A 20,432-nucleotide genomic window follows, 5' to 3' on the forward strand; every position below is an offset into this window, starting at 1 on the left:
CGGCGCGCTTACAGCGTGTCCAGCGGGATCTTGATATAGCGCGTGCCGTTCGATTCCGGCGGCGGCAGGTGCCCGCCGCGCATATTCACCTGCACCGAGGGCATGATCAGCCGCGGCAGGTCCAGCGCCGCGTCGCGCGTCGTGCGCATGGCCACGAAACTGTCCTCGGCCACGCCGTCATGCACGTGGATATTGCCCGCGCGCTCGGCCCCCACCGTGGTTTCCCATGCGAAATCCGGCCGCCCGGGCGCCCCGTAATCATGACAGAGGAACAGCCGGGTCGCATCCGGCAGCGACAGCAGCCGCCGCGTGGACCGATAGAGCATCCGCGCGTCGCCGCCGGGGAAATCGGCCCGTGCGGTCCCGTAATCGGGCATGAACAGCGTGTCGCCGATAAAGGCCGCGTCGCCGATCACGAAGGCCATGTCGGCCGGGGTATGGCCCGGCACATGCAGGGCGATCGCGTCGATCGCCCCAAGGCGGAACGTCTCGCCATCGGTGAACAGACGGTCGAACTGCGATCCGTCGCGGGCGAATTCGGTGCCCTCGTTGAAGATCTTGCCGAAGACCTGCTGCACGCGGACGATTTCCGCCCCGATCGCCAGCGCCCCGCCTGTCTGATGCTGCAGCCAGGGCGCCGCCGACAGATGGTCGGCATGGACATGGGTTTCCAGATGCCAGGCGACCTGCAGCCCCTCGGCCCGCAGATAGTCCAGCACGGCCAGCGCCGACAGGTGCCCTGTCCGGCCCGAGGCCGGGTCGTAATCCAGCACGCTGTCGACCACCGCCGCCTGCCTGGTCGCCGGATCATGCACCACATGGGTGGCGGTAAAGGTCGCCCGGTCGAAGAAGCTGCGCACCACCGGCGCGTCCGGCCGGCCCGACCAGGCGGCGACCTGTCGGGCGGCGGCATCGCGGGCGGGATCGGCGGCGACGGCTCCGGAGGGGGAAACGGGATCGGCGATCATGGTCCTGCACCCTTTCCTGATGGCGTCAGATTAGCACGCAGGCCCGCTCGCCAGCGATCAATTTCTTACTTTCATAATGTCTGTATTTAATGGCTGATATTGCGTCAAGCCACATGGAATGCGACATCCCTGCCATGTCCGACAGCCCGACGCCCGACCGTCCCGCGCAGCCCGCCCTTCCGGTCCCTGCCGTCCCTGGTCCTGCCGCCCCGAATCCCGCGGCGTCTTCCGGCATCGCGCCGCTGCGGATCGGCGATCCGGCGCCCGATTTCGCGGCCCGCACCACGCATGGCGCGATGCGGCTGAGCGATTATCGCGGGCGCTGGCTGGTGTTCTTCTCCCATCCGGCGGATTTCACCCCGGTCTGCACCAGCGAGTTCGTGGCGCTGGCCCGCGCCGCCGAGCGGTTCGCGGCGCTGGACTGCGCGCTGCTGGGCCTGTCGGTGGACAGTCTGCATGCCCACCTGGCGTGGATCGAGGCCATCCGCGCCCAGTTCGGCGCCCCCGTCCCCTTTCCGGTCGTCGAGGACCCGACCATGGCGGTCGGCCGCGCCTTCGGCATGCTGGACGCCACCGCCCGTGACAGCGCCACGGTGCGGGCCAGCTATTTCATCGATCCGGCGGGGATCGTGCAGGCGATCACCTGGTATCCGATGTCGGTCGGGCGTTCGGTGGCCGAGATGCTGCGCCTGGTCGCGGCGCTGCAGCGCGCGGCGCGGGGCGATGCGCTGACGCCCGAGGGCTGGCAGCCCGGGGCAAACATCGTGCTGCCCGCCGTGCGCACGGCGCAGGACGCCGCCGACGCCGGCCCGGGATGGTTCTGCCGGACCCGGCCGGATGCGGCCCTGTGACCGCGCCCGCCATGTCCTTGGACCGCCCTGGCGCCGAGCGGCTGGCCGAGCGGCTGCGCCATCTGGCGCAACCCCAGCGGCTGATGATCCTGTCGTTGCTGGCGGGGCACGGCAATCGGGGACAGGAATACGCGGTGGGCGACATCGAGGCGCTGACCGGCATCGGCCAGCCGGCGCTCAGCCAGCAACTGGCCGAGCTGCGCCGTGCCGGCCTGGTCGCCACCCGGCGCCAGGGGCGGCTGGTGCGCTATCGGCTGGCCGAGGATGAATGCGGCCGCCAGGCCCGGGCGATCCTCGGGCTTCTCCATGCGGATTTCCGTACGGACGGTCCGGCCGGCCCGGCCTCCGTGGCGACGCCCGAGAGAGCGCCCGAGGGCGCCCCGTCTCGGGACGAAGCGCCCGGCGATGCCGCTGGCTTCGTCGCCATCCTGCCGCGTCCGGCGGCCTGAGCCCGGCCCGGTCCCGCATCAATCCCGGTAATCGGGCTGTTCCCGATCCAGCTTGCGCCGCAGCGCCTGCCAGGCCAGTTCGCCCTTGTCCGCCTCCTCGGCGAATTGCCGTCGGGTGCGGGCGACCTTCTCCGGCGAGGGCACGTGCAGCGCCGCCCCGGTGGATTGCGCCGCCACCTGGATGCGGCAGGCCTGCTCGAGATAATAGGTACGATAGAACGTCTCGGCGATAGTGCGCCCGACCGTCAGCAGGCCGTGATTCTGCAGGATCATCGCGTTCCTGTCGCCCAGGTCGCGCACCAGCCGCTCACGCTCGCTCAGATTGTCGTCGGCGGCGATCCCTTCATAGGAATGGAAGGCCACGTCGCCGGAAAATTCGATGCTGATCTGGTTCAGCGGCAGGATGCCCGCGTCCTGCGCCGCCACCACCATGCCCGCCAGCGTATGGGTGTGCATCACGCAGGCCGCGTCGGGGCGGCTGCGGTGGATGGCCGAATGGATCACGAATCCGGCCGGATTGACCGGATAGAGGGTGGGCTGCGCCGGCAGCCCGTCCGCATCGACCACCACCAGCGACGACGCGGTGATTTCCTCGAACAGATAGCCGTACGGATTGACCAGGAACCGGTGCGCCGCCCCCGGCAGGCGGACCGACAGGTGGGTATAGACCAGGTCGGTCATGCCGAAGAGCGCCAGCAGGCGATAGGCCGCCGCCAGGTCGCGGCGCAGCGCGCCCTCGTCGGGCCGGGTCCCCTCGGCGGGTTGGGTCCCGGTATTTTGCAGATTCTCCATTATGACCCTCCGACAGGCGAAAACGACACGGACGAATAACCGGGATATTAGCGCACCCCACGCCCGGACGCACGGGCGCGACGCGCCGGAAGGTCCGGCGGTGTCGTTCCGGATTAAATATGAAACGATCAAAGTGAAGTTCAGCAATCACGGCGGAAGACGGAAAAATGTCGGTTTTTCAACCTCTTCTCCGTCCACCCGCCATATTGCCCCAGCATGGCCCCGTCGCGTGGGACCGTGATAGGCTGGCGCCGGCGAGCACCGCCCCCGCCATGATGGCGCTTCAGACCCAGCAAGAAGGATGCATGCGTGTCCGGCAGCCGATATGCCACCATTCTCCTGCCGCTCCTGTTCTGGGTGGTGGCCTGCCTGACCGTTCAGGGCGCCCGCGCCCAGGCCCCGGCGGGGGCCGAGGGCCGGCCCGGCTTCGTCCGCGACGGCCGGCTGGTCGTCTGCACCAACCCGACCCTGCCGCCCATGACCTTCATCGACGGCACGTCGGACAGCGACCTGGCGGGGGTGGACATCGACGTGGCGCGCTGGCTGGGCCGGTACTGGCATGTTCCGGTCAGCTTCGTGACGATGGATTTCATCGGGCTGTTCCCCAGCCTGGAGGCCGGGCGCTGCGGCATGGTGATCAGCGGCGTGCTGCGCCAGCCCGCGCGCGAGCTGCGCTTCGACGCCGTGCCGTACCAGCAGACCGGCCTGGTGGTGGTGGCGCGTGCCGGCACGCCGCGCGTCGGCGCGATGGAAGCGCTGTCCGGCAAGGTGCTGGCCGTGCAGTCGGGCACCAGCTATGCCGCGCGGATCGCGCAGGACAACGCCGCGCTGGCTGCCTCCCATCTGGCGCCGATCATCATCCAGCAATACCCGACCGAGGACCAGGTGGTGCAGCAGGTGCTGATCGGCCGGGCCTTCGCCTTCGTCAGCCAGGATGTCGAGCTGTATTTCCGCCAGAAGCAACTGCACGGCAAGGTCTCGGTGATCTTCCAGCCCAGCTATCCGGAATACCGCGATTTCGCGATCTATATCCGCAAAGATTCGCAGGACCGCACGGCCCTGGACGGCGCCGTTCGCGCACTGCACGACAGCGGGCAGTTCCAGCCCATCCTGCAGCGCTGGCAGATCACGCCCTCGGCCGCGGCCTCGGTCCAGGGCGGCGCGGCCGCCGGCGGCTTCAACTGGCGCACGTTCGGCGCGGCGCTGGTCTCGCCCGCCTATCTGCGTGGTGCCGCGATCACGCTGGCCATGGCGGTGCTGTCGCATTTCAGCGCGATCCTGCTGGCCATTCCGATGGCGCTGAAGCTGAACGGGCGCGACGGGCTGACCAAGACCGCCATCCGCTGCTATGTCGGGCTGTTCCGCGCGGCGCCGACCCTGCTGCAATTGCTGTTCGTCTGGAACGCGCTGCCGCAATTCTTCCCGATCTTTCGCGAGGGCTGGTTCACCCCGTTCCTGGCCGCCTGGATCTCGCTGTCGATCAACGAGGCCGCGTACCAGGTCGAAATCAACCGCGCCGCGCTGCAGGCCATCGATCCGGGCCAGGCCCTGGCCGGCGACGCGCTGGGCATGTCGCGGCTGCAGGTCTATCGCCACGTCATCTTTCCGCAGGCGCTGCGCATCGCCCTGCCGCCGACGATCAACGAATTCATCAGCCTGATCAAGACGACGTCGCTCGCCTCGGTCATCTCGCTGCAGGAATTGCTGGCCACCACCCAGATCAACGTGGCGCGCAGCTTCGAATTCACCGAATATTACGCGGCGGCGCTGATCTATTACCTGCTGATCGTGTTCTTTTTCCTCTGGGTCCAGAAGCGCATCGAACGGCGCTTCGCCTGGGCCGACCGACTGAAGGCCAGCCAACATGCCGCAGCCTGACACCTTCCGGCCCGAGGCCGGCATGCCGCTGATCAGCGTGCAGAATGTGCAGAAATCCTATGGCGCGTTCCGGGTGCTGCATAATGTGTCGCTGAGCGTGGCGCGGGGCGAGAAGATCGTGGTCCTCGGGCCGTCCGGCTCGGGGAAGTCCACGCTGATCCGCTGTTTCAACCGGATCGAGCCGCATGATGCCGGCACGATCGTGATCGACGGCGCCACGATCGACGCCGCGATCGAACTGACCCGGCTGCGCTGCATGGTCGGGCTGGTGTTCCAGAACTATAATCTGTTTCCGCACCTGACGGTGCTGGAAAACTGCACCCTGTCGCCGCGCGTGGTGAAGAAGCTGGGCCGCGCCGAGGCCGAAGCCCTGGCGATGAATTTCCTGCACAAGGTGAACATCGCGGACCAGGCAGGCAAATATCCGATCCAGCTTTCCGGCGGCCAGCAGCAGCGCGCGGCCATCGCCCGCGCCCTGTGCATGCAGCCCTCGGTGATGCTGTTCGACGAGCCGACCGCCGCCCTGGACCCCGAGGCGGTGTCGGGCATCGTCGACATCATCGACAGCCTGGCCGCCGACGGCATCACCACCATCGCCGTCACCCACGACATGGGCTTCGCCCGCCGCATCGCCGACCGGATCCTGTTCATGGACCAGGGCCGCGTACTTGAGGACGCCCCGCCGGAAGCCTTCTTCACCACGCCCCAGACCGAGCGCGCCCGTGCGTTTCTGAGCCAGATGCTGCGCTATTGATGGTGCGTGCGATGTGGGGGGATGGCGGTTGCATGGACTTCGGGTATCGCCTTCATGTCGGCTGTTCAATCGGTAGTCATGGCTTTCTCAAAAGACATAACCTGAATGTATCATGCCTGGCCGAACGAGGCCCAAAGCTGATAATTGCCTGCACATCAGTCATCGGCGGGCACCAAATGCGAGCCGAAAAGCCAAGCCTGAAAATACAGAAGCGAGGAAATAATTTGGAAATTTCGCAAACTTCGGCGCAAGCCGAAGGCCGTGCTTGACCCGCCCAAAAATCAGGATCACCAATCCATTCACGGTAAAACCAACTACATTGAGGATGGTCGCAAGGACCAACATTTGCAACATGATCGATCCATGACCCGGAGTAGTGAACTGCGGGAATAGGGCAAGGACGAACAATGCCATCTTAGGATTGAGGAGGTTGGTTGCCAGCCCCTGCAAGAATATACGGAGTTTTGCAACTCTCATCATGGCTTTCGTCGAAACGCCTGACAAGGCATCTGTCCGCAGTGTTTTAACCGCAAGGTAAATCAAATATGCACATCCGACCCAGCGAACGAACTCATAGGCAGTCGGGACAGTCTTGAGAAGTTGCGCAAGGCCGAGTGCCGCAGCGATTGCGTGGCAGTATGTCCCGATTGCTATGCCGAAGTAAGTCAGAAACCCGGATACGCGACCTTGGCTCGCACTTCGTGACGCGATCAGGATCATATCCGGGCCCGGAGTCGCGGTCAGGATCAGCGCGGCGGAAGCGAATAGGATAAGCGTGGAAAAATCCGGCATTGGGTTCCCCTGGAAATAGATGCCGGAATTCTGCCTTGCCATAGCCGAACGAAAACTTCAAGCAGCCGGCCAAAAGCCCTTCATCGCCCTATGCATGATCGCTTTGTCCGCATGGCTGTTGCCAATGATGGCCACATGAATGGCCGCTTCTATGGTCATGCCGCCCGCCAACGGGCGTTCCGCTCACCCCGCACAGGCGACCGTCACCGCGATCCCGCTCGCCTGGCCCTCTCGTAGCGCGCCAGCAGCCGGCTGCGCTTCAGCGGTGACAATCGCTGGGTCCAGAAAAGTCCGTTCAACTGGTCGACCTCGTGCTGGTGGCAGGCCGCGCGGAGGCCGTCGGCTTCTTCGATCTGCCGGTTGCCTGCCAGGTCGTGATACCGCACGCGGATTCGTGCCGCGCGTTCGATGATTTCCACGACGCCCGGCATGGAGATGCTGCCTTCCTCATGCCGGATGGTCTCGTCCGACGACCAGACGATCTCGGGATTGACATAGGTATGCGGGCCGGATCCGTCCGGCAGGTCCAGCACCACCACGCGCTGAAGCACGCCGATATGCGGCGCGGTTATTCCGATCCCGGGTGCGGCGCGCATTGTATCGCGCAGATCGTCCGCCAGCGCGCGCAGTGCGGCGTCGAACGACGTGACAGGCTGGGCCGTCTGGCGCAGGCGCTGGTCGGGGGCCATGACGAGCGGGCGCACGGTCACCAGCCCGGCCCCTCATCCATGTCCGGACCCGCCATCGCGGCCGCATTGTCGCGGCGGGCGTGCTTGAGCCCTTCGGGCAGCGAGACGTTCATCGTGCTCATAATGGCACGATAGGGCCTGTTGGCAAAAGCGGCAGGAGTTTCTTCATCCCTGCGCCCCGCCGTTCAGCCGCCCCGTTCAGGCGCCCCGTTCAGCCGCCCAGGATGTAGAACAGCGCCGCCGCGATCGCGATGGTAATCGGCAGGGTGAACAGCCAGGCCAGGGCGATCTTGACCAGCATGCCGCGATTGATGCCCGAGCCCGACCCCAGCATCGTGCCGGCGATGCCGGCGGTGATGATGTGGGTGGTGCTGACCGGCAGCCCGGTATAGCCCGCGGTGGCGATCAGGCCGGCGCCGACCAGTTCGGCCGATGCCCCCTGGGCGGGCGTCAGGTGGGTGTTGCCGATCTTCTCGCCCAGGGTGTGCACGATGCGGCGATAGCCCACCATGGTGCCGATCCCCAGGCACAGCGCGCTGAGCAGGCGCACCCACCAGGGCGCGTATTCCACCGTCGGCCGCATCCTGGCGCTGATGCCCTTGGCCGTGGCCCGCGCCTCGGCCGTGGCCTGCGGGTTGGCGGCCACCGCCTTCAACCCGGCCACGACCTCATACAAATCGGCGCGCAATTGCGACGGCGCGACATGATCGGCATCGGTGCGCGCCAGCCGCGCGGCCGACGCCATGGCCTGGTCCCGCAGCCCGTCATGGTCGTATTTGTCCAGCAGCGGCGCCGCCGCGATGGCGTGCCGGGCGATGTGCCCGAGCTGCGGCAGCGCGCCCGGATTCAGCGCGAAGGTCGTGGGCAGCAGACCGATGATCGTCAGCATGATCAGGCCGATGCTCTTCTGCCCGTCATTGCTGCCATGCGAGAAGCTGACGCCCGTGCAGGTCAGGATCAGCAGCCCGCGCACCCAGCCCCGCGGCGGCGCGTCGCCCTGCGGCGGTTCGTACAGTGCCTTGTCGCGAACCAGGTGCTTCAGGATGAAATACAGCAGCCCCGCGCCGATCAGCCCGAGGAGCGGGGAAATCGCCAGTGCGCGCAGGATCTTCCAGATCTGCGACCAGTCGACGCTGTTGCCCAGCGCGCGCGTATGCAGCAGCGCATCGCCCACCGCGATGCCGATCAGCGCGCCGATCACGCAATGCGAGCTGGAATTGGGAATGCCGAACCACCAGGTGAACAGGTTCCAGAACAGGGCCGTGCCGAACAGCGCGATCAGCATCGGCACCGCCGGGTCGCCGTTGGGCGGCGACAGCACGTCGGCCGGCAGCAATTCCACCAGGCCATAGGCCACGGAAATGCCGCCCAGCACGACACCGACGAAATTCATCAGCCCCGACCAGATCACCGCCGTGCGGGGCTTGAGCGAATTGGTGTAGATGACCGTCGCCACGGCATTGGCCGTGTCGTGGAATCCGTTGACGAATTCGAACACGCAGACCAGCAGGAAACAGACGATCAGCGCCAGAATGGAAAAAATCGAAAAGGGCTCAAAATGAAGCATGGCACCGCGACCAATTGAGATGACGTGACCTGACTATAGAAATATTGGGGATTTTTCACGAATGATCGGTCCGTTCATGAAATCTTCACGGATCTTGCGCCCGGCGGCGCATCGACGCATGCAATGGCACCGATGCGAATTCGAAAAAAAAGGCGCCCCCGGAACACCGGGGACGCCGCGCCATGCCGGACGGCACGCAACCTGCGTCTTATTGGAAAGGCAGATAGCGCATCGAGAGGAACACCATATTGTCGTCGGTGTGCGGCACGCCGCCCGTGCCGCGGAAGCCCGCGACATTGGTGTAGGAATACTGAGCGCCGAACGACAGGGTTCCGTAATCGCCCTGCAAATAGCGCCACCACATGCCGACCGTGCCCTGGATCACGCGCTGGATGTTCGCCGAGCACGCGGTTGAGCCCTCGGTGTCGCACCCGGTGGTCACGAAGTTCGGGTTGCCGTAGCCGTAGGCCTTGCTGCCGACATTGAAGTAGCGGCCGCTGAGGATGTCTTCCATGCCGCCATAGGCGTACAGGTCGACCGACTTCGCCGGATGGCCGATCAGGCCGGCCAGAACCTGGGCTTCCGGCAGGGCGACCGGCGTGCCGAAGCGGTTGGTGGTCGCGTCCGCCAGGTTGGTGGTGCCGTAACGGCCGATGCCGTTGCCGACCAGGCCCGACGCCTGGAAGTCGAGCTTGTGCTTGATCAGCGGGACCAGCATCGCGCCGCCGCCGCCGCCGGCCACCACGACATGGCTGTTGCCATGGCCCAGATAGCTGACGCGGTCATGCAGGAAGCGCATCATGCCCAGGGCTTCGAAATGGCCGAAGCTGGGATCGGCCGTGCCCTTGACGATGATGTCGGGCGCCACGTCATCCGAATAGGTCGTGCTGGGATTGTCGACCTGCCCGCCGGGATTGTTGATCGTGACCGACGTCGCGCCCGGCGGGACATAGGTGGTGCCGCCCCAGACCGATTGCGGGTTTTCCAGGGCCAGGCCGATATGGTACTCGCCGTGGTTGAAGCCCTTGACGGCGCGGATGCCGGTATTGCGCGTCCAGGTGAAGCCCGGAATATATTGCGCGTCGATCACCAGCGGGATGTTCTCGTCACGCAGGCCCATGCCGTGCTTGAACATCGTCGCCATCGACCACATCTGGCCGCCCGCGACATACCAGTCATCCGGCTTGTCCTGCAGTTCGGCATACATCAGGCGCGACCGCAGCACATAGGAGTTGGACTGGCGCGAGTTCGAGGACGAACCGGCGCCCTGGAAATCCAGCTCGGTATAGCCCGACACGTTCAGGCGGCTGTTCAGGTCGCCCTGCACCAGCGCCGCGAAGCGGCTCTGCCGTTCGGATTGATGGTACTCGTTCATGTGGGCGTTCGGCGAATTCTTCCAGGGAATCGCGCCGAAGTTCGAGCTGATGTCCGCCGTCTCGTTACGGGTACGGAAGATGCCCGCCATTTCGACGAAGCCGCCCAGGGTGATCGTCACGCCGCCGATCGCGAACTGCCCCTTATGGAACGGCGCGGCGGCCGATTTGCGGCCCACCGGCATGCCGGTGATCTGGCCATAGGGCGTGCTGTAGACCGGGGTAGCCAGCGCCGACGGCGTAGCCAGGCCCTGCGCGCCGTTGGCATAGGCGCGGCGCATGGCGTACGGGTTGCTCTCGGCTTCCACACGGGCCTGCTGGGCGGCGGCGCGCGCTTCCTGCACCTCGCGGTCGCGGCGGGCCTGCTGGACCTTCAATTCCTTCAACTGAACCTGAAGCAGGCGGATCTGCTTCTCCATGGTCTCGATCGACGTCTCGGCATGCGCGGACTTGCCGGGAAGGCACTGCGTCCAGACCAGCGCGCTGGTCAGAAAGAGAATGCTCTTCTTGCGTGTAAAGACGGGCACCGTTTTTTTCCCATAAGAGGTGAATGGCCCCAGGTAGAAAATTGCCTCGTGTTAATCCAAAGAAGGTTCTAGGACAGATATGTTAAATTTTTATGACAAAAGTATAAATTTGGCGTATCGATCGATATCGATCACGATATTATTATAATAACTCGTATAAATGTAAATTAACAACAGCATAAATTGTTTATGTCAGACTATGTCAGGAGATACAGATATTTTTATTCTTGTAATATTTGTTCATTTCGCGTTTTTCATGATATGAATACGTAAAATATTGACAAAAATACGTGTTGGCTGGCGAAAATGAACCACGGAGCCGCATGTGCCCCTCAATTTTGTGTCTTTCATGCTACAGTTCCGTTTCGATACCGCTGGTCCCGCAACGCCGCGTCAAAATCGGTCGCTTCCGCGAAAGACATGATTTTTCTGGGTTTTCGGTCATATCGACCATGCGATGATCGATTCCGCGATTTCGTCGCCATGCCGTATAGACATGAATATTCCTGAAGAATATTGGGCCGGACGCAAAAAAAACGGGCGGGGACCAGGGCCCCCGCCCGCGTATCGTCAGTCCGGCCGTGCCGTTTACCAGGCGGCGCGCACCGATGCCTTCACCGAAGCCGGCAGGACGACATAGTCCAGGCCGCGCGCGATGCCGTCGCCATTGTCGAAGGCCCAGCCGAAGAATTTGCGCACCGCGGCGCCTTGCGCCGGGTCCTTCGCCTGCTTCGGCACCAGCACATAGGTCGCCGAGACGATCGGCCATGCGCCCTTGCCGGCGGTGTCCAGCATGTCGACGGCGAAGTTCTTGGCGCCGGCCCAGTCGGCGGCGGCGGCGGCGCGGGCGAAACTGTCCAGGTTGGCGGTGACGAAATCGCCCGCCTTGTCCTTGAGCTGCACCGTCGTCATGTGGTTGCGGCTGGCATAGGCGAATTCGACATAGCCGATGCCGCCCTCGGTGTTGCGGACCGAAGCCGCGACGCCGTCATTGCCGCGGGCGCCGACACCGCCCGGCCAGGCGATCGAGCTGCCGGCACCCGGGCCGTCATGCCACGCCTGCGACGAACGGGCCAGGTAGGAGGTGAACACGAAGGTCGTGCCCGAGCCGTCGGCGCGATGCACGCTGGCGATCGGCAGGTCCGGCAGCTTCAGGCCCGGGTTCAGGGCCGCGATCTTCGGGTCGTTCCAGTCGGAAATGTCACCCGAATAGATGCCGGCCAGCACCTCGCCCGTCAGGCGCAGCGTGTCCGCCGTGACGCCAGGGACGTTCACGACCGGCACGATGCCGCCCATGACGGTCGGGAACTGGAACAGATTGCCCTTCGCCAGCTTGGCCGGGTCCATCGGCGCGTCCGACGCGCCGAAATCGACCGTGCCGGCCAGGATCTGGTTCTGGCCCGCGCTGGAGCCCACGCTCTGGTAATTGACGGTAACGCCGCTGGCGTCACGGCCGGCCGCGCCCCAGGCCTCATAGATCGGGGCCGCGAAGCTGGATCCGGCGCCGGTGATGTCCGCGGCATGCGCGGCGGCAACGACGACGGAGCCGCTTGCGAGCAAGGCGGCGGCAAACAAAATGGCAGGACGGCGCATCGGGTTCCGTATCCCTGAACGAGCGTGAAAAACGTCCCGGCGGACACCGGCGGCGTCCCCGGGCGCCCCCGTCCTAGCCCGGATCGGCGGGCTGAGGGGGTGATGTGTCTGTGACAGTTTCATGACGTTTCGATGACATCGTATCACCCAAAGGAAACCAGACTGTAAAGGCGGTCCCCTGCCCGACCACGCTTTCGATCGTCAGGCGGCCGTCATGGCGGTCGATGATATGCTTGACGATGGCCAGGCCCAGCCCGGTACCGGTGCGCCGGGCCACCGTGCCCTCGACGCGATAGAATCGCTCGGTCAGACGCGGAATATGCCGTGCCTCGATCCCCGGTCCGTTATCGGTCACGCTGAAGGCGATGCCGGTCCGCGCGCCCCCGATGGCCGGCGGCCTGACCGCGCCGACCGAGATCGCCGCCCCGCCGGGCCCGGTCTGCCGCGCCCGCAGGCCGATCCGCACCGCGCGGTCGCTTTCGCCCGAACCGTATTTGATCGCGTTCTCGACCAGGTTCAGCAACACCTGCACGACCTGGTCCGAATCGCCCGGAAAATCCGGCAGCGCGGGCGGCAGGTCGACATGCAGCGTCGCGGGTCCCCCATCCAGCAGCGGCGCGGCCTCGTCGCGCACCCGGGCGATCGTCGCCGCCGGATCGACCAGGCCGCGCGGCTTGCGATGCTCGGTCATCTGCACGCGCGACAGCATCAGCAGGCGGTCCAGCAGGCGCTGCATGCGCGCCGCCTGCCCGGCCATCACGCCCAGGAAACGCTGCTGCGCCGGCGGGTCCTCGGCGGCCGGACCGCGCAGCGTCTCGATGAAGCCGATCAGCGCGGCCAGCGGCGTGCGCAGTTCGTGGCTGGCATAGGCCACGAAATCGGTGCGCATGCGCTCGACCGCGTCCTGCTCGCTCCAGTCCAGCAGGGTGGCCAGCACCACCGATTCCCCCTGCGCGATCCGCACGCGGCGGAACTGGCCGCGCACCGCGCGCCGCACCGGGACGTCCAGCACCAGATCGACCTCGCCGCGATCGCCGTCGCGCAGCCGCAGCAGCGCCGATTGCGACGCCGGATGGCGGATGATGGCGCCCAGGCTGTCGCCGAACAATTCCCACGCCCCGGGACCGGCATGCAGGATGCGCCCGCCGGCATCCAGCACCAGGATCGCCGCCGGCACCAGGTCCAGCGTCTCGATCATCCGCGCCAGCGCGTCGGCCGAGGGCGGGATGGCGCGGGCCGGATCGGCGCCGGCCGGCGCCGCGCCATCGCCCGGCCGGCGGCGCGCCAGGCGCCAGGCCATGCAGGCCGCCGACAGCACCGCGCCCGCCGCCACGAGGTCCTCGACCCTCATGCCGGGCGCAGCCTGCCCGCGCGACCGGGACGGAAAGCAGGAACGATGCCGGCCACGGTCCTGCCGCGCGGCGGTTCAGGCGCGCGGATCATCCAGCGCATAGCCGGCGGCACGCACGGTGCGGATGATGTCGGCCTCGCCCGGCCCGTTGAGGATCAGCCGCAGGCGGCGGATATGCACGTCCACCGTCCGCAGTTCGACATGCACCCCGCGTTCCCACACGCGCTGCAGCAGGTCCTCGCGCGAGAAGACCTGGCGCGGATGGCGCAGGAAGAATTCCAGGATGCGATATTCGGTGGGGCCCAGGGTCAGGGTGCGGCCGTTGCGCTCGGCGCGATGGGCCACCGTATCCAGCGTGACGTCGGCGAAGCGCAGCAGGTTGTCGGCCGGCGGCGCGCGGCGCAGCAAGGCGCGGATCCGCGCCTGCAGCGCCTCGATGCTGCAGGGCTTGGTCACGTAATCGTCGGCGCCGGTGTCCAGGCCGCGAATATTGTCGGCCTCTCCCGCGCGGGCGGTCAGCATGATGATCGGCAGGGTGCGCGTCGCCTCCTGGTCGCGCAGGCGGCGGCAGACATCCAGCCCCGACAGGCCGGGCAGCATCCAGTCCAGCACCATCAGGTCCGGCCGGCGGGCCGCGACGCGGGCCAGCGCCTCGGGCCCGTCCTCGGCCGCGCCGACCTCGTAGCCCAGCTTTTCGAGGTTGTAGCGCAGCATCATCAGCAGCGCCTCGTCATCCTCGACGACCAGGATATAAGGCGCGCGCGCGTTCTCCCGTCCGTCGCCCCTGTCCGTCATTGCCCCCGACACGTCTCCTCCTTCGTCAGATCGTCCGCCAGATCGTCAAACCGCGGGACCGCCGCGCGGACGCACGACGGGCAACTGGTCGCCGGTGGTGGCGTAATAGACGCGCTCGGCGATATTGGTGGCGTGGTCGCCGATCCGTTCCAAATTCTTGGCGATGAACAGCAGATGCGTGCAGGACCGGATGGTGCGCGGATCTTCCATCATATAGGTCACCAGCTCGCGGAACATGGCGGTATACAGCTCATCGACCGCGGTATCGGACTGCCAGACCTCGATCGCCCCCTCGCTGTCCTGCTGGGCCATCGCGTCGATCGCCCGGCGCAGATTCTCCTGCACCATCCGCCCCATGGTGCGCAACCCGCCCACCGACATGCGCCCGTCGCCCGGATCCAGCTTCAGCGTACGCCGGGCGATGCTGGCGGCGCAATCGCCGATCCGCTCCAGGTCGCCGGTGATCTTCATCGCCGACACGATCTCGCGCAGGTCGCCGGCCATCGGCGCGCGCAGCGCCAGCAGCCGGATCGCCAACGCCTCGACGTCGCGTTCCAGCGCATCGACCTGCGGGTCGCATTCGGACGCGGCCATGGCCGCTTCCTCGTCCCGGTCGACGATGGCCGCCATGGCCTGCGCCATCTGGCTTTCCACGATGCCGCCCATCCGCGCCATCATCGCCCGGATCTGCCCCAGCTCCTGCTCATAGGAGCTGACGGTATGCGCCTGTTCCTTGACCACGCTGCCCCTCCTTCCCGTATCAGCCGAAGCGGCCGGTGATGTAGTCCTGGGTGCGGCGCTCACGCGGGGCGGTGAACATGCGGTCGGCATTGTCCACCTCGACCAGTTCCCCCAGGTAGAAGAACGCCACACGGTCCGCGCAGCGCGCCGCCTGCTGCATGTTGTGCGTCACGATCGCGATCGTGAATTCCGCCTTCAGCTCGTCCAGCAATTCCTCGATCCGCGCCGTCGAGATCGGGTCCAGCGCGCTGGTCGGCTCGTCCAGCAGGATCACCTCGGGCCGCGTCGCGATCGTCCGCGCAATGCACAGCCGCTGCTGCTGCCCGCCCGACAGCGCCGTCGCCGACGTCCCCAGCCGGTCCTTCACCTCGCCCCACAGCGCCACCCGCCGCAGCACGTCCTCGACCCGCGCATCCATCTCCGGCCGCGTCAGCGTCTCGTGCAGCCGCACCCCGAACGCGATGTTCTCGTAGATCGACATCGGAAACGGCGTCGGCTTCTGGAACACCATCCCGATCCGCGACCGCAGCACGTTCAGGTCCATCTCCGGCGACAGGATGTTCCGCCCGTCGAACGTCACCTCCCCCGTCGCCCGCTGCCCGGGATACAGATCATACATCCGGTTCAGCACCCGCAGCAGCGTCGACTTGCCGCACCCCGACGGGCCGATCATCCCCGTCACCCGCCGCGCCGGAAAATCCAGCGTGATGTCCCGCAGCGCCCGGTGCGCCCCATACCAGAAATCCAGCCCACGCACCGAAAGCGCCGGCGCCGCGGCATCCGCCGCCGGCACGTCCTGCATCACCCCGTCCCTCATTCCCTGATGTCCCATCGGGCCTTGATATCCCATCGGGCCCTGATGTCCCCTCGGCGCACCGTCCATGGCCCTACTGCCCCGCGCCCAGCCGCCGGTGCCACATCCGCACCACCACGTTCAGCACCAGCACCCCCGCCGTGATCAGCAGCGCGCCCGTCCAGGCCAGTTGCACCCAGTCGTCATACGCCGACCCTGCATATTGATAGATCGCCACCGGCAGGCTGGCCATCGGCGCGTCCAGCGACAGCGACCAGTTCATGTTCCCCAGCGAGGTGAACAGCAGCGGCGCCGTCTCCCCCGACACCCGCGCCACCGCCAGCAGGATCCCCGTCAGCACTCCGGCCCGCGCCGCCCGCAGGCACACCTGCAGCACGACCCGCCATTTCGGCGCCCCCAGCGCATAGGCCGCCTCGCGCATCGTCAGCGGCACCAGCCGCAGCATGTCCTCGGTCGTCCGCACCACCACCGGCACGAACAGCATCGCCAGCGCAACCGCCCCCGACAGGCCAGAAAAATGCCCCACCGGCGCCACCAGCGCCAGATACACGAACAGACCCACCAGGATCGACGGCGCCGACAGCATCATGTCCGACACGAACCGCACCACCGCCACCACCCGTCCGTCGGTCGCGTATTCCGACAGGTAGATCCCCGTCAGCAGCCCCACCGGCGTGCCGATCGCCGCCGCCAGCCCGGTCTGCACCAGGCTGCCCGCGATCGCGTTCGCCAGCCCCCCGCCGCCGCCCGGCGGCGTCATCACCCGCACCAGCGTCCCCGCCGACAGGCCGGGCAGCCCCCGCGCCAGCAACGTCAGCAGGATCGAGCCCAGCGCCAGCAGCACGATCCCCGTCGCCCCCAGGCTCAGCCCCGTCGCCAGACGGTCCGCCAGCCGACGCCGCGCCGCCAGCCGCCCGCCGCGCCCCCAGCCCGCCCCGGACAGCGCCGCGGGCACCCCGGCCAGTTCTCCCGACATCACGTCATCCGACGTCGCGTCACTCGGCGTCGCCTCACCCGGCACCTCGCCGCCGCTCATCGTCCCGTTCTCCCGGTCCGCCATCTCACGCCCCCCGCCGCAGCAGCACCCGCGAGCAGGCCAGCGTGACGAACGAGATCACCATCAGGATGAAGCCCAGCGCCAGCAGCGACGACAATTTCAGGCTGCCCGCCGCGCTCTCGGGAAATTCCAGCGCGATCAGCGACGCGATCGTGTTCCCCGGCGCGAACAGCGACCAGCCGATCCGGTTGGCGTTGCCGATCACGAAGGTCACCGCCATCGTCTCGCCCAGCGCCCGCCCCATCCCCAGCATCACGCCGCCCACCAGCGCCGGACGCGACCAGGGCAGGATCACGCTGCGCATCACCTCCCACCGCGTCGCACCCAGCCCATAGGCGCTCTCGCGGATCTGCGCCGGCATCGCCGTGAACACGTCGCGCATCACCGCGCACACGAACGGCGTCACCATCACCGCCAGCACCAGCCCACCGGTCAGCAGCCCCGTCCCGTAGGGCGCCCCCGTGAAACAGCACCCCCAGCACCGGCACATGCCCAAGATGCCGGTTCGCCCACGGCTGCACCACCCGCGCCATCACCGGCACGATCACGAAGAAGCCCCACATCCCGAATATGATCGACGGCACCGCCGCCAGAAGCTGCACCGCCATGCCGATCGGCCCCGCGACCGACCCCGGCGCCATCTCCACCAGCCAGAACGCGATCCCGAACGCCAGCGGCACCGCAATCAGCAGCGCCAGCACCGTCGTCATCACCGAACCGAACACCGGCGCAAGCGCCCCGAAATGCTCCGACACCGGGTTCCATGCCGTGCTCCACGCAAAGCCGGGGCCGAACGCACCCCATGCCTGCGCCCCGCCCCACGCCAGAACCCCGATCAGACCCCCAAGAAGCGCCAGAAGCGACCACCCGCTCAGCCGCACCGCAGCCGCGAAAACCACGTCTCCGCCGTTTCCGAATCCGCGTCGCCCCGCCGGAACATCGTTCCGCGCGGCCTGGGTCGGCATCCGCTGCATACGTCACTATCCCGATGCCGTGTCCATAACCGAACCACCCATAGCGTTCGGCCCACGCCGCTTCAATCAGCCAGCCCGGCGCGGCCGATTAAGTTTTTATGACAACAATCCGCGGTTTTCCGCCCCCTCCGTGGCGGAAAACCGCGCGTCAGGGGCCGGCCTGACATTGCCAGGCCGCCAGCCAGTGCGGCACCCGCCCCGCGCGCAGCGGCCGCGACATCAGGTATCCCTGCACCACGGGGCACTCCAGGTCGTCGAGCAATTCCAACTGCCGCCGCGTCTCCACCCCCTCGGCCACCACGGTCACGCCCAGGCTCTGGCCGATGCGGATCACCGCGTTCACGATGGAATGGGCCGTGCCGGCCTGCTCCAGCCCGCCCATGAAGCCGCGATCGATCTTGACCTCGCTGAGCGGCAGGTTGACCAGGTTCGCCAGGCTGGAAAAACCGGTGCCGAAATCATCCATCGACAGGCCGACGCCCAGCGCGCGGATGGCATGGGCGGCGGCGATCGTCCGCGCCTCGTCGGCGATCATGCAGCTCTCGGTCATTTCGACCATCAGCCGGCCGGGCGGAATGCCGGTTTCCGCCAGGATGGCGGCGATCACCCCCGGCAGGCGCGGGTCCCGGAAATGGCGGGCCGACAGATTGACCGCCACCGCCGGGACCTCGATCCCCGCGGCGATCCATTCGGCCATCTGCCGGCAGGCCGTGCGCAGCGCCCATTCCCCCAGCGCCTCGACCATCCCGCTTTCCTCGGCCAGCGGAACGAAGCGGGCGGGCGGAATATCCCCCTGCGCCGGGTCGTGCCAGCGGGCCAGCGCCTCGACGCCGTACAGCGCGCCGTCGCGGGGACGGATCTGCGGCTGGTAGACCAGGCTCAATCGCCCGTCCGACAGCGCCTCGCCCAGCGCCCCGGCCAGGATGATCCGGTCCTGCGCACGGCGATTCATTTCCGGACTGAAGAAGCGATACGTATCGCCCCCGGCATCGCGCGCCCGCGATACCGCGATCTGGACATGGCGCAGCACGGTTTCGACCGGCTGCGCCGCGCCGACGGCGACACAGATCCCGATGCTGGCGGTCGAACCGACCGACACGCCGTCGACCGCGAAAGGCCGCGCCACCGCGCGCAGGATCGACCCGGCCAGCGACGCGGCATGGTCGACCGCCAGCACCCCGTCGCGATCCGCGGCCGGCGCGCGTCCAGGCCGCGCCGTCGGCCGGGGCGGCCCGGTCACGACGGTGAACTCGTCCTCGCCGCTGCGGATCAGCAGGTCGTCCCCCCCGATGACCGTCTTCAGCCGCTCGGCCACGCCGATGGCGATCGCATCCGCGCCGCCTGCCCCCAGCGCATCGCCGATCTCGCGGAAGCGGTCGATATCGACCGCGATCAGGGTCGGCGCGTCCCAGCCATCGCCATCGTGCCCGGCCTGCAGGTGCTCGCGCAGCCAGGTGCGGTTCGGCAGGCCGGTCACCGCGTCGTAATGCGCCAGCCGCGCGATGCGCGTCCGCGCGTTTTCCTGTTCCATCGCCAGGGTGCACAGAAGCAGGCAGGCATCGACCACCCGCCGATGCCACAGCGCGGGCTCGCGCCGGGTCCGGAAATACAGGGCCAGGCTGCCGGCCACCGTGCCGTCGCGCATGCGGATCGGCGAGGACCAGCACGCCGCCAGCCCCAGCGGCAGGACCAGGTCGCGCAGCGGATTCGCCCAGCGCGGGTCGCTGCCGATGTCGGCGGCCAGGATCTCGTCACCCATATGGACCGCCGCCCCGCAACAGCCGGTCATCGGGCCCATCGCCATGCCGGCCCAGGCCATGGCCACCGATGCCGGCATGGCATGGCGGCCGGCCATCCAGGCCGACCCGTCCTCGGACCGGACCGTGATCGTGGCGACGACGTCGGGGGTAATGTCCTCGATCAGCCGGCAGATCAGTCCCATCACGCCGGGAAAATCCATCGCCCCGGTCAGGGCGGCCATGACCTCCATGCGCAGGTCGCGCAGGGCCACGTACTGCGTCTCGTCCGTCATCACCACGACGGTCTCGCCCTCGGTCCCCGCGCCGCCCCCGACCGGGCTGGCGGCGGAGCAGAACCAGAGGTCGCGCCCGTCGCGCGCCCGCGCATGCAGGTCGATCTCGAAACTGCGGCGGGCGCCCAGATTGGCGCGGAACTCGCGCAGGGCCGGCATGTCGGCCTCGCGCGCCGACAGCATCACCGACACGTCCCGCGACAGCACCTCGTGCGGCGCATAGCCCAGCACCCGGGTGAAGGCCGGATTGACGAAGACGATCCGGTCCAGCGAATCCAGGATCATCATCGGGCGGTCGCTCTGGGTCACGATGGTGGCGTACCGCCCCGCGGCATCCACCCCGTCCGCCAGGCCGGGCATGTCGCGCGGAGTCACGTCCCTCGGCGGGCGTCGGGACCGGAAGACGGCACGGACGGTCTGTCGAACATCGCCACC

General features: G+C 67.3%; 17 protein-coding genes and 1 pseudogene. 4 read left to right on the forward strand and 14 right to left on the reverse strand.

The window, feature by feature from the left end; all coding sequences use genetic code 11:
* Positions 1-8: 8 nt before the first annotated feature.
* A complete protein-coding gene (locus tag AAC691_RS10550) occupies positions 9-968 on the reverse strand; it encodes an MBL fold metallo-hydrolase (RefSeq protein WP_342630024.1) in 960 nt (319 codons plus the stop codon).
* A gap of 134 nt (positions 969-1,102) precedes the next feature.
* On the opposite strand from AAC691_RS10550, the gene AAC691_RS10555 reads away from it, so the two are divergent.
* Together AAC691_RS10555 and AAC691_RS10560 are read left to right on the forward strand one after the other, a co-directional pair.
* Complete coding sequence (locus AAC691_RS10555; protein ID WP_342630025.1) at positions 1,103-1,819, forward strand: peroxiredoxin; 717 nt, start codon at positions 1,103-1,105, stop codon at positions 1,817-1,819.
* Complete coding sequence (locus AAC691_RS10560) at positions 1,816-2,268, forward strand: ArsR/SmtB family transcription factor (RefSeq protein ID WP_408906081.1); 453 nt, start codon at positions 1,816-1,818, stop codon at positions 2,266-2,268. The genes AAC691_RS10555 and AAC691_RS10560 overlap by 4 nt, the downstream gene beginning before the upstream one ends.
* Before the next feature lie 18 nt (positions 2,269-2,286).
* Here the strand turns inward: AAC691_RS10560 and AAC691_RS10565 are convergent, their stop codons facing one another.
* The gene (locus AAC691_RS10565; RefSeq protein WP_342630026.1) at positions 2,287-3,060 is read right to left on the reverse strand and encodes a class II aldolase/adducin family protein; all 774 of its coding nucleotides are present in this window, start codon (positions 3,058-3,060) and stop codon (positions 2,287-2,289) included.
* A gap of 309 nt (positions 3,061-3,369) precedes the next feature.
* Between AAC691_RS10565 and AAC691_RS10570 the strand changes: the two genes are divergently transcribed.
* Positions 3,370-4,938: an ABC transporter substrate-binding protein/permease gene (locus AAC691_RS10570; RefSeq protein ID WP_408906082.1), complete on the forward strand. Its 1,569-nt coding sequence runs from the start codon at positions 3,370-3,372 to the stop codon at positions 4,936-4,938.
* Entirely contained in the window at positions 4,925-5,692 is a 768-nt protein-coding gene (locus AAC691_RS10575; protein ID WP_342630027.1) for an amino acid ABC transporter ATP-binding protein, read from the forward strand. Before AAC691_RS10570 ends, AAC691_RS10575 begins: the two co-directional genes overlap by 14 nt.
* Positions 5,693-5,851: 159 nt before the next feature.
* Here AAC691_RS10575 and AAC691_RS10580 read toward each other — a convergent pair whose 3' ends face one another.
* The 12 genes and pseudogenes from AAC691_RS10580 to AAC691_RS10635 form a co-directional block, all read right to left on the reverse strand.
* Positions 5,852-6,484, reverse strand: a complete 633-nt coding sequence (locus AAC691_RS10580) for a LysE family translocator (protein ID WP_342630028.1) — start codon at positions 6,482-6,484, stop codon at positions 5,852-5,854.
* 203 nt (positions 6,485-6,687) lie between these two features.
* Positions 6,688-7,194, reverse strand: a complete 507-nt coding sequence (locus tag AAC691_RS10585; protein WP_342630029.1) for a peptide deformylase — start codon at positions 7,192-7,194, stop codon at positions 6,688-6,690.
* A gap of 190 nt (positions 7,195-7,384) precedes the next feature.
* The gene (locus AAC691_RS10590; protein ID WP_342630030.1) at positions 7,385-8,740 is read right to left on the reverse strand and encodes an inorganic phosphate transporter; all 1,356 of its coding nucleotides are present in this window, start codon (positions 8,738-8,740) and stop codon (positions 7,385-7,387) included.
* 208 nt (positions 8,741-8,948) lie between these two features.
* The gene (locus tag AAC691_RS10595; RefSeq protein WP_342630031.1) at positions 8,949-10,640 is read right to left on the reverse strand and encodes a hypothetical protein; all 1,692 of its coding nucleotides are present in this window, start codon (positions 10,638-10,640) and stop codon (positions 8,949-8,951) included.
* A 588-nt stretch (positions 10,641-11,228) separates the two neighbouring features.
* On the reverse strand, positions 11,229-12,233 hold the full coding sequence (gene pstS / locus AAC691_RS10600; RefSeq protein WP_323992569.1) for a phosphate ABC transporter substrate-binding protein PstS: 1,005 nt from the start codon (positions 12,231-12,233) through the stop codon (positions 11,229-11,231).
* Between the two features lie 73 nt (positions 12,234-12,306).
* On the reverse strand, positions 12,307-13,584 hold the full coding sequence (locus AAC691_RS10605; protein ID WP_342630032.1) for an ATP-binding protein: 1,278 nt from the start codon (positions 13,582-13,584) through the stop codon (positions 12,307-12,309).
* A 75-nt stretch (positions 13,585-13,659) separates the two neighbouring features.
* Entirely contained in the window at positions 13,660-14,379 is a 720-nt protein-coding gene (phoB, locus tag AAC691_RS10610) for a phosphate regulon transcriptional regulator PhoB (protein ID WP_342630033.1), read from the reverse strand.
* Between the two features lie 45 nt (positions 14,380-14,424).
* Entirely contained in the window at positions 14,425-15,120 is a 696-nt protein-coding gene (phoU, locus tag AAC691_RS10615; RefSeq protein WP_176640802.1) for a phosphate signaling complex protein PhoU, read from the reverse strand.
* Between the two features lie 19 nt (positions 15,121-15,139).
* Entirely contained in the window at positions 15,140-15,922 is a 783-nt protein-coding gene (gene pstB / locus AAC691_RS10620) for a phosphate ABC transporter ATP-binding protein PstB (RefSeq protein ID WP_342630034.1), read from the reverse strand.
* 85 nt (positions 15,923-16,007) lie between these two features.
* Entirely contained in the window at positions 16,008-16,910 is a 903-nt protein-coding gene (gene pstA / locus AAC691_RS10625) for a phosphate ABC transporter permease PstA (protein ID WP_342630193.1), read from the reverse strand.
* Between the two features lie 85 nt (positions 16,911-16,995).
* A pseudogene (gene pstC / locus AAC691_RS10630) lies at positions 16,996-17,965 on the reverse strand (phosphate ABC transporter permease subunit PstC).
* Between the two features lie 148 nt (positions 17,966-18,113).
* Positions 18,114-20,372: an EAL domain-containing protein gene (locus tag AAC691_RS10635; protein WP_342630035.1), complete on the reverse strand. Its 2,259-nt coding sequence runs from the start codon at positions 20,370-20,372 to the stop codon at positions 18,114-18,116.
* Between the last annotated feature and the right edge of the window lie 60 nt (positions 20,373-20,432).

Origin of the sequence: Nguyenibacter vanlangensis (genome assembly GCF_038719015.1) — a bacterium.
In the GTDB taxonomy this organism is placed as follows: Bacteria; Pseudomonadota; Alphaproteobacteria; order Acetobacterales; family Acetobacteraceae; genus Gluconacetobacter; species Gluconacetobacter vanlangensis.

What these genes read in the sequence shown, in the direction of transcription:
- AAC691_RS10565 (WP_342630026.1), bottom strand. Translation starts at nt 3,060, where the DNA reads ATGGAGAATCTGCAAAATACCGGGACCCAACCCGCCGAGGGGACCCGG.
- pstA (WP_342630193.1), bottom strand. Translation starts at nt 16,910, where the DNA reads ATGTCGGGAGAACTGGCCGGGGTGCCCGCGGCGCTGTCCGGGGCGGGC.
- AAC691_RS10605 (WP_342630032.1), bottom strand. Translation starts at nt 13,584, where the DNA reads ATGAGGGTCGAGGACCTCGTGGCGGCGGGCGCGGTGCTGTCGGCGGCC.
- AAC691_RS10575 (WP_342630027.1), top strand. Translation starts at nt 4,925, where the DNA reads ATGCCGCAGCCTGACACCTTCCGGCCCGAGGCCGGCATGCCGCTGATC.
- AAC691_RS10580 (WP_342630028.1), bottom strand. Translation starts at nt 6,484, where the DNA reads ATGCCGGATTTTTCCACGCTTATCCTATTCGCTTCCGCCGCGCTGATC.
- phoB (WP_342630033.1), bottom strand. Translation starts at nt 14,379, where the DNA reads ATGACGGACAGGGGCGACGGACGGGAGAACGCGCGCGCGCCTTATATC.
- pstB (WP_342630034.1), bottom strand. Translation starts at nt 15,922, where the DNA reads ATGCAGGACGTGCCGGCGGCGGATGCCGCGGCGCCGGCGCTTTCGGTG.
- AAC691_RS10555 (WP_342630025.1), top strand. Translation starts at nt 1,103, where the DNA reads ATGTCCGACAGCCCGACGCCCGACCGTCCCGCGCAGCCCGCCCTTCCG.
- AAC691_RS10590 (WP_342630030.1), bottom strand. Translation starts at nt 8,740, where the DNA reads ATGCTTCATTTTGAGCCCTTTTCGATTTTTTCCATTCTGGCGCTGATC.
- AAC691_RS10550 (WP_342630024.1), bottom strand. Translation starts at nt 968, where the DNA reads ATGATCGCCGATCCCGTTTCCCCCTCCGGAGCCGTCGCCGCCGATCCC.
- pstS (WP_323992569.1), bottom strand. Translation starts at nt 12,233, where the DNA reads ATGCGCCGTCCTGCCATTTTGTTTGCCGCCGCCTTGCTCGCAAGCGGC.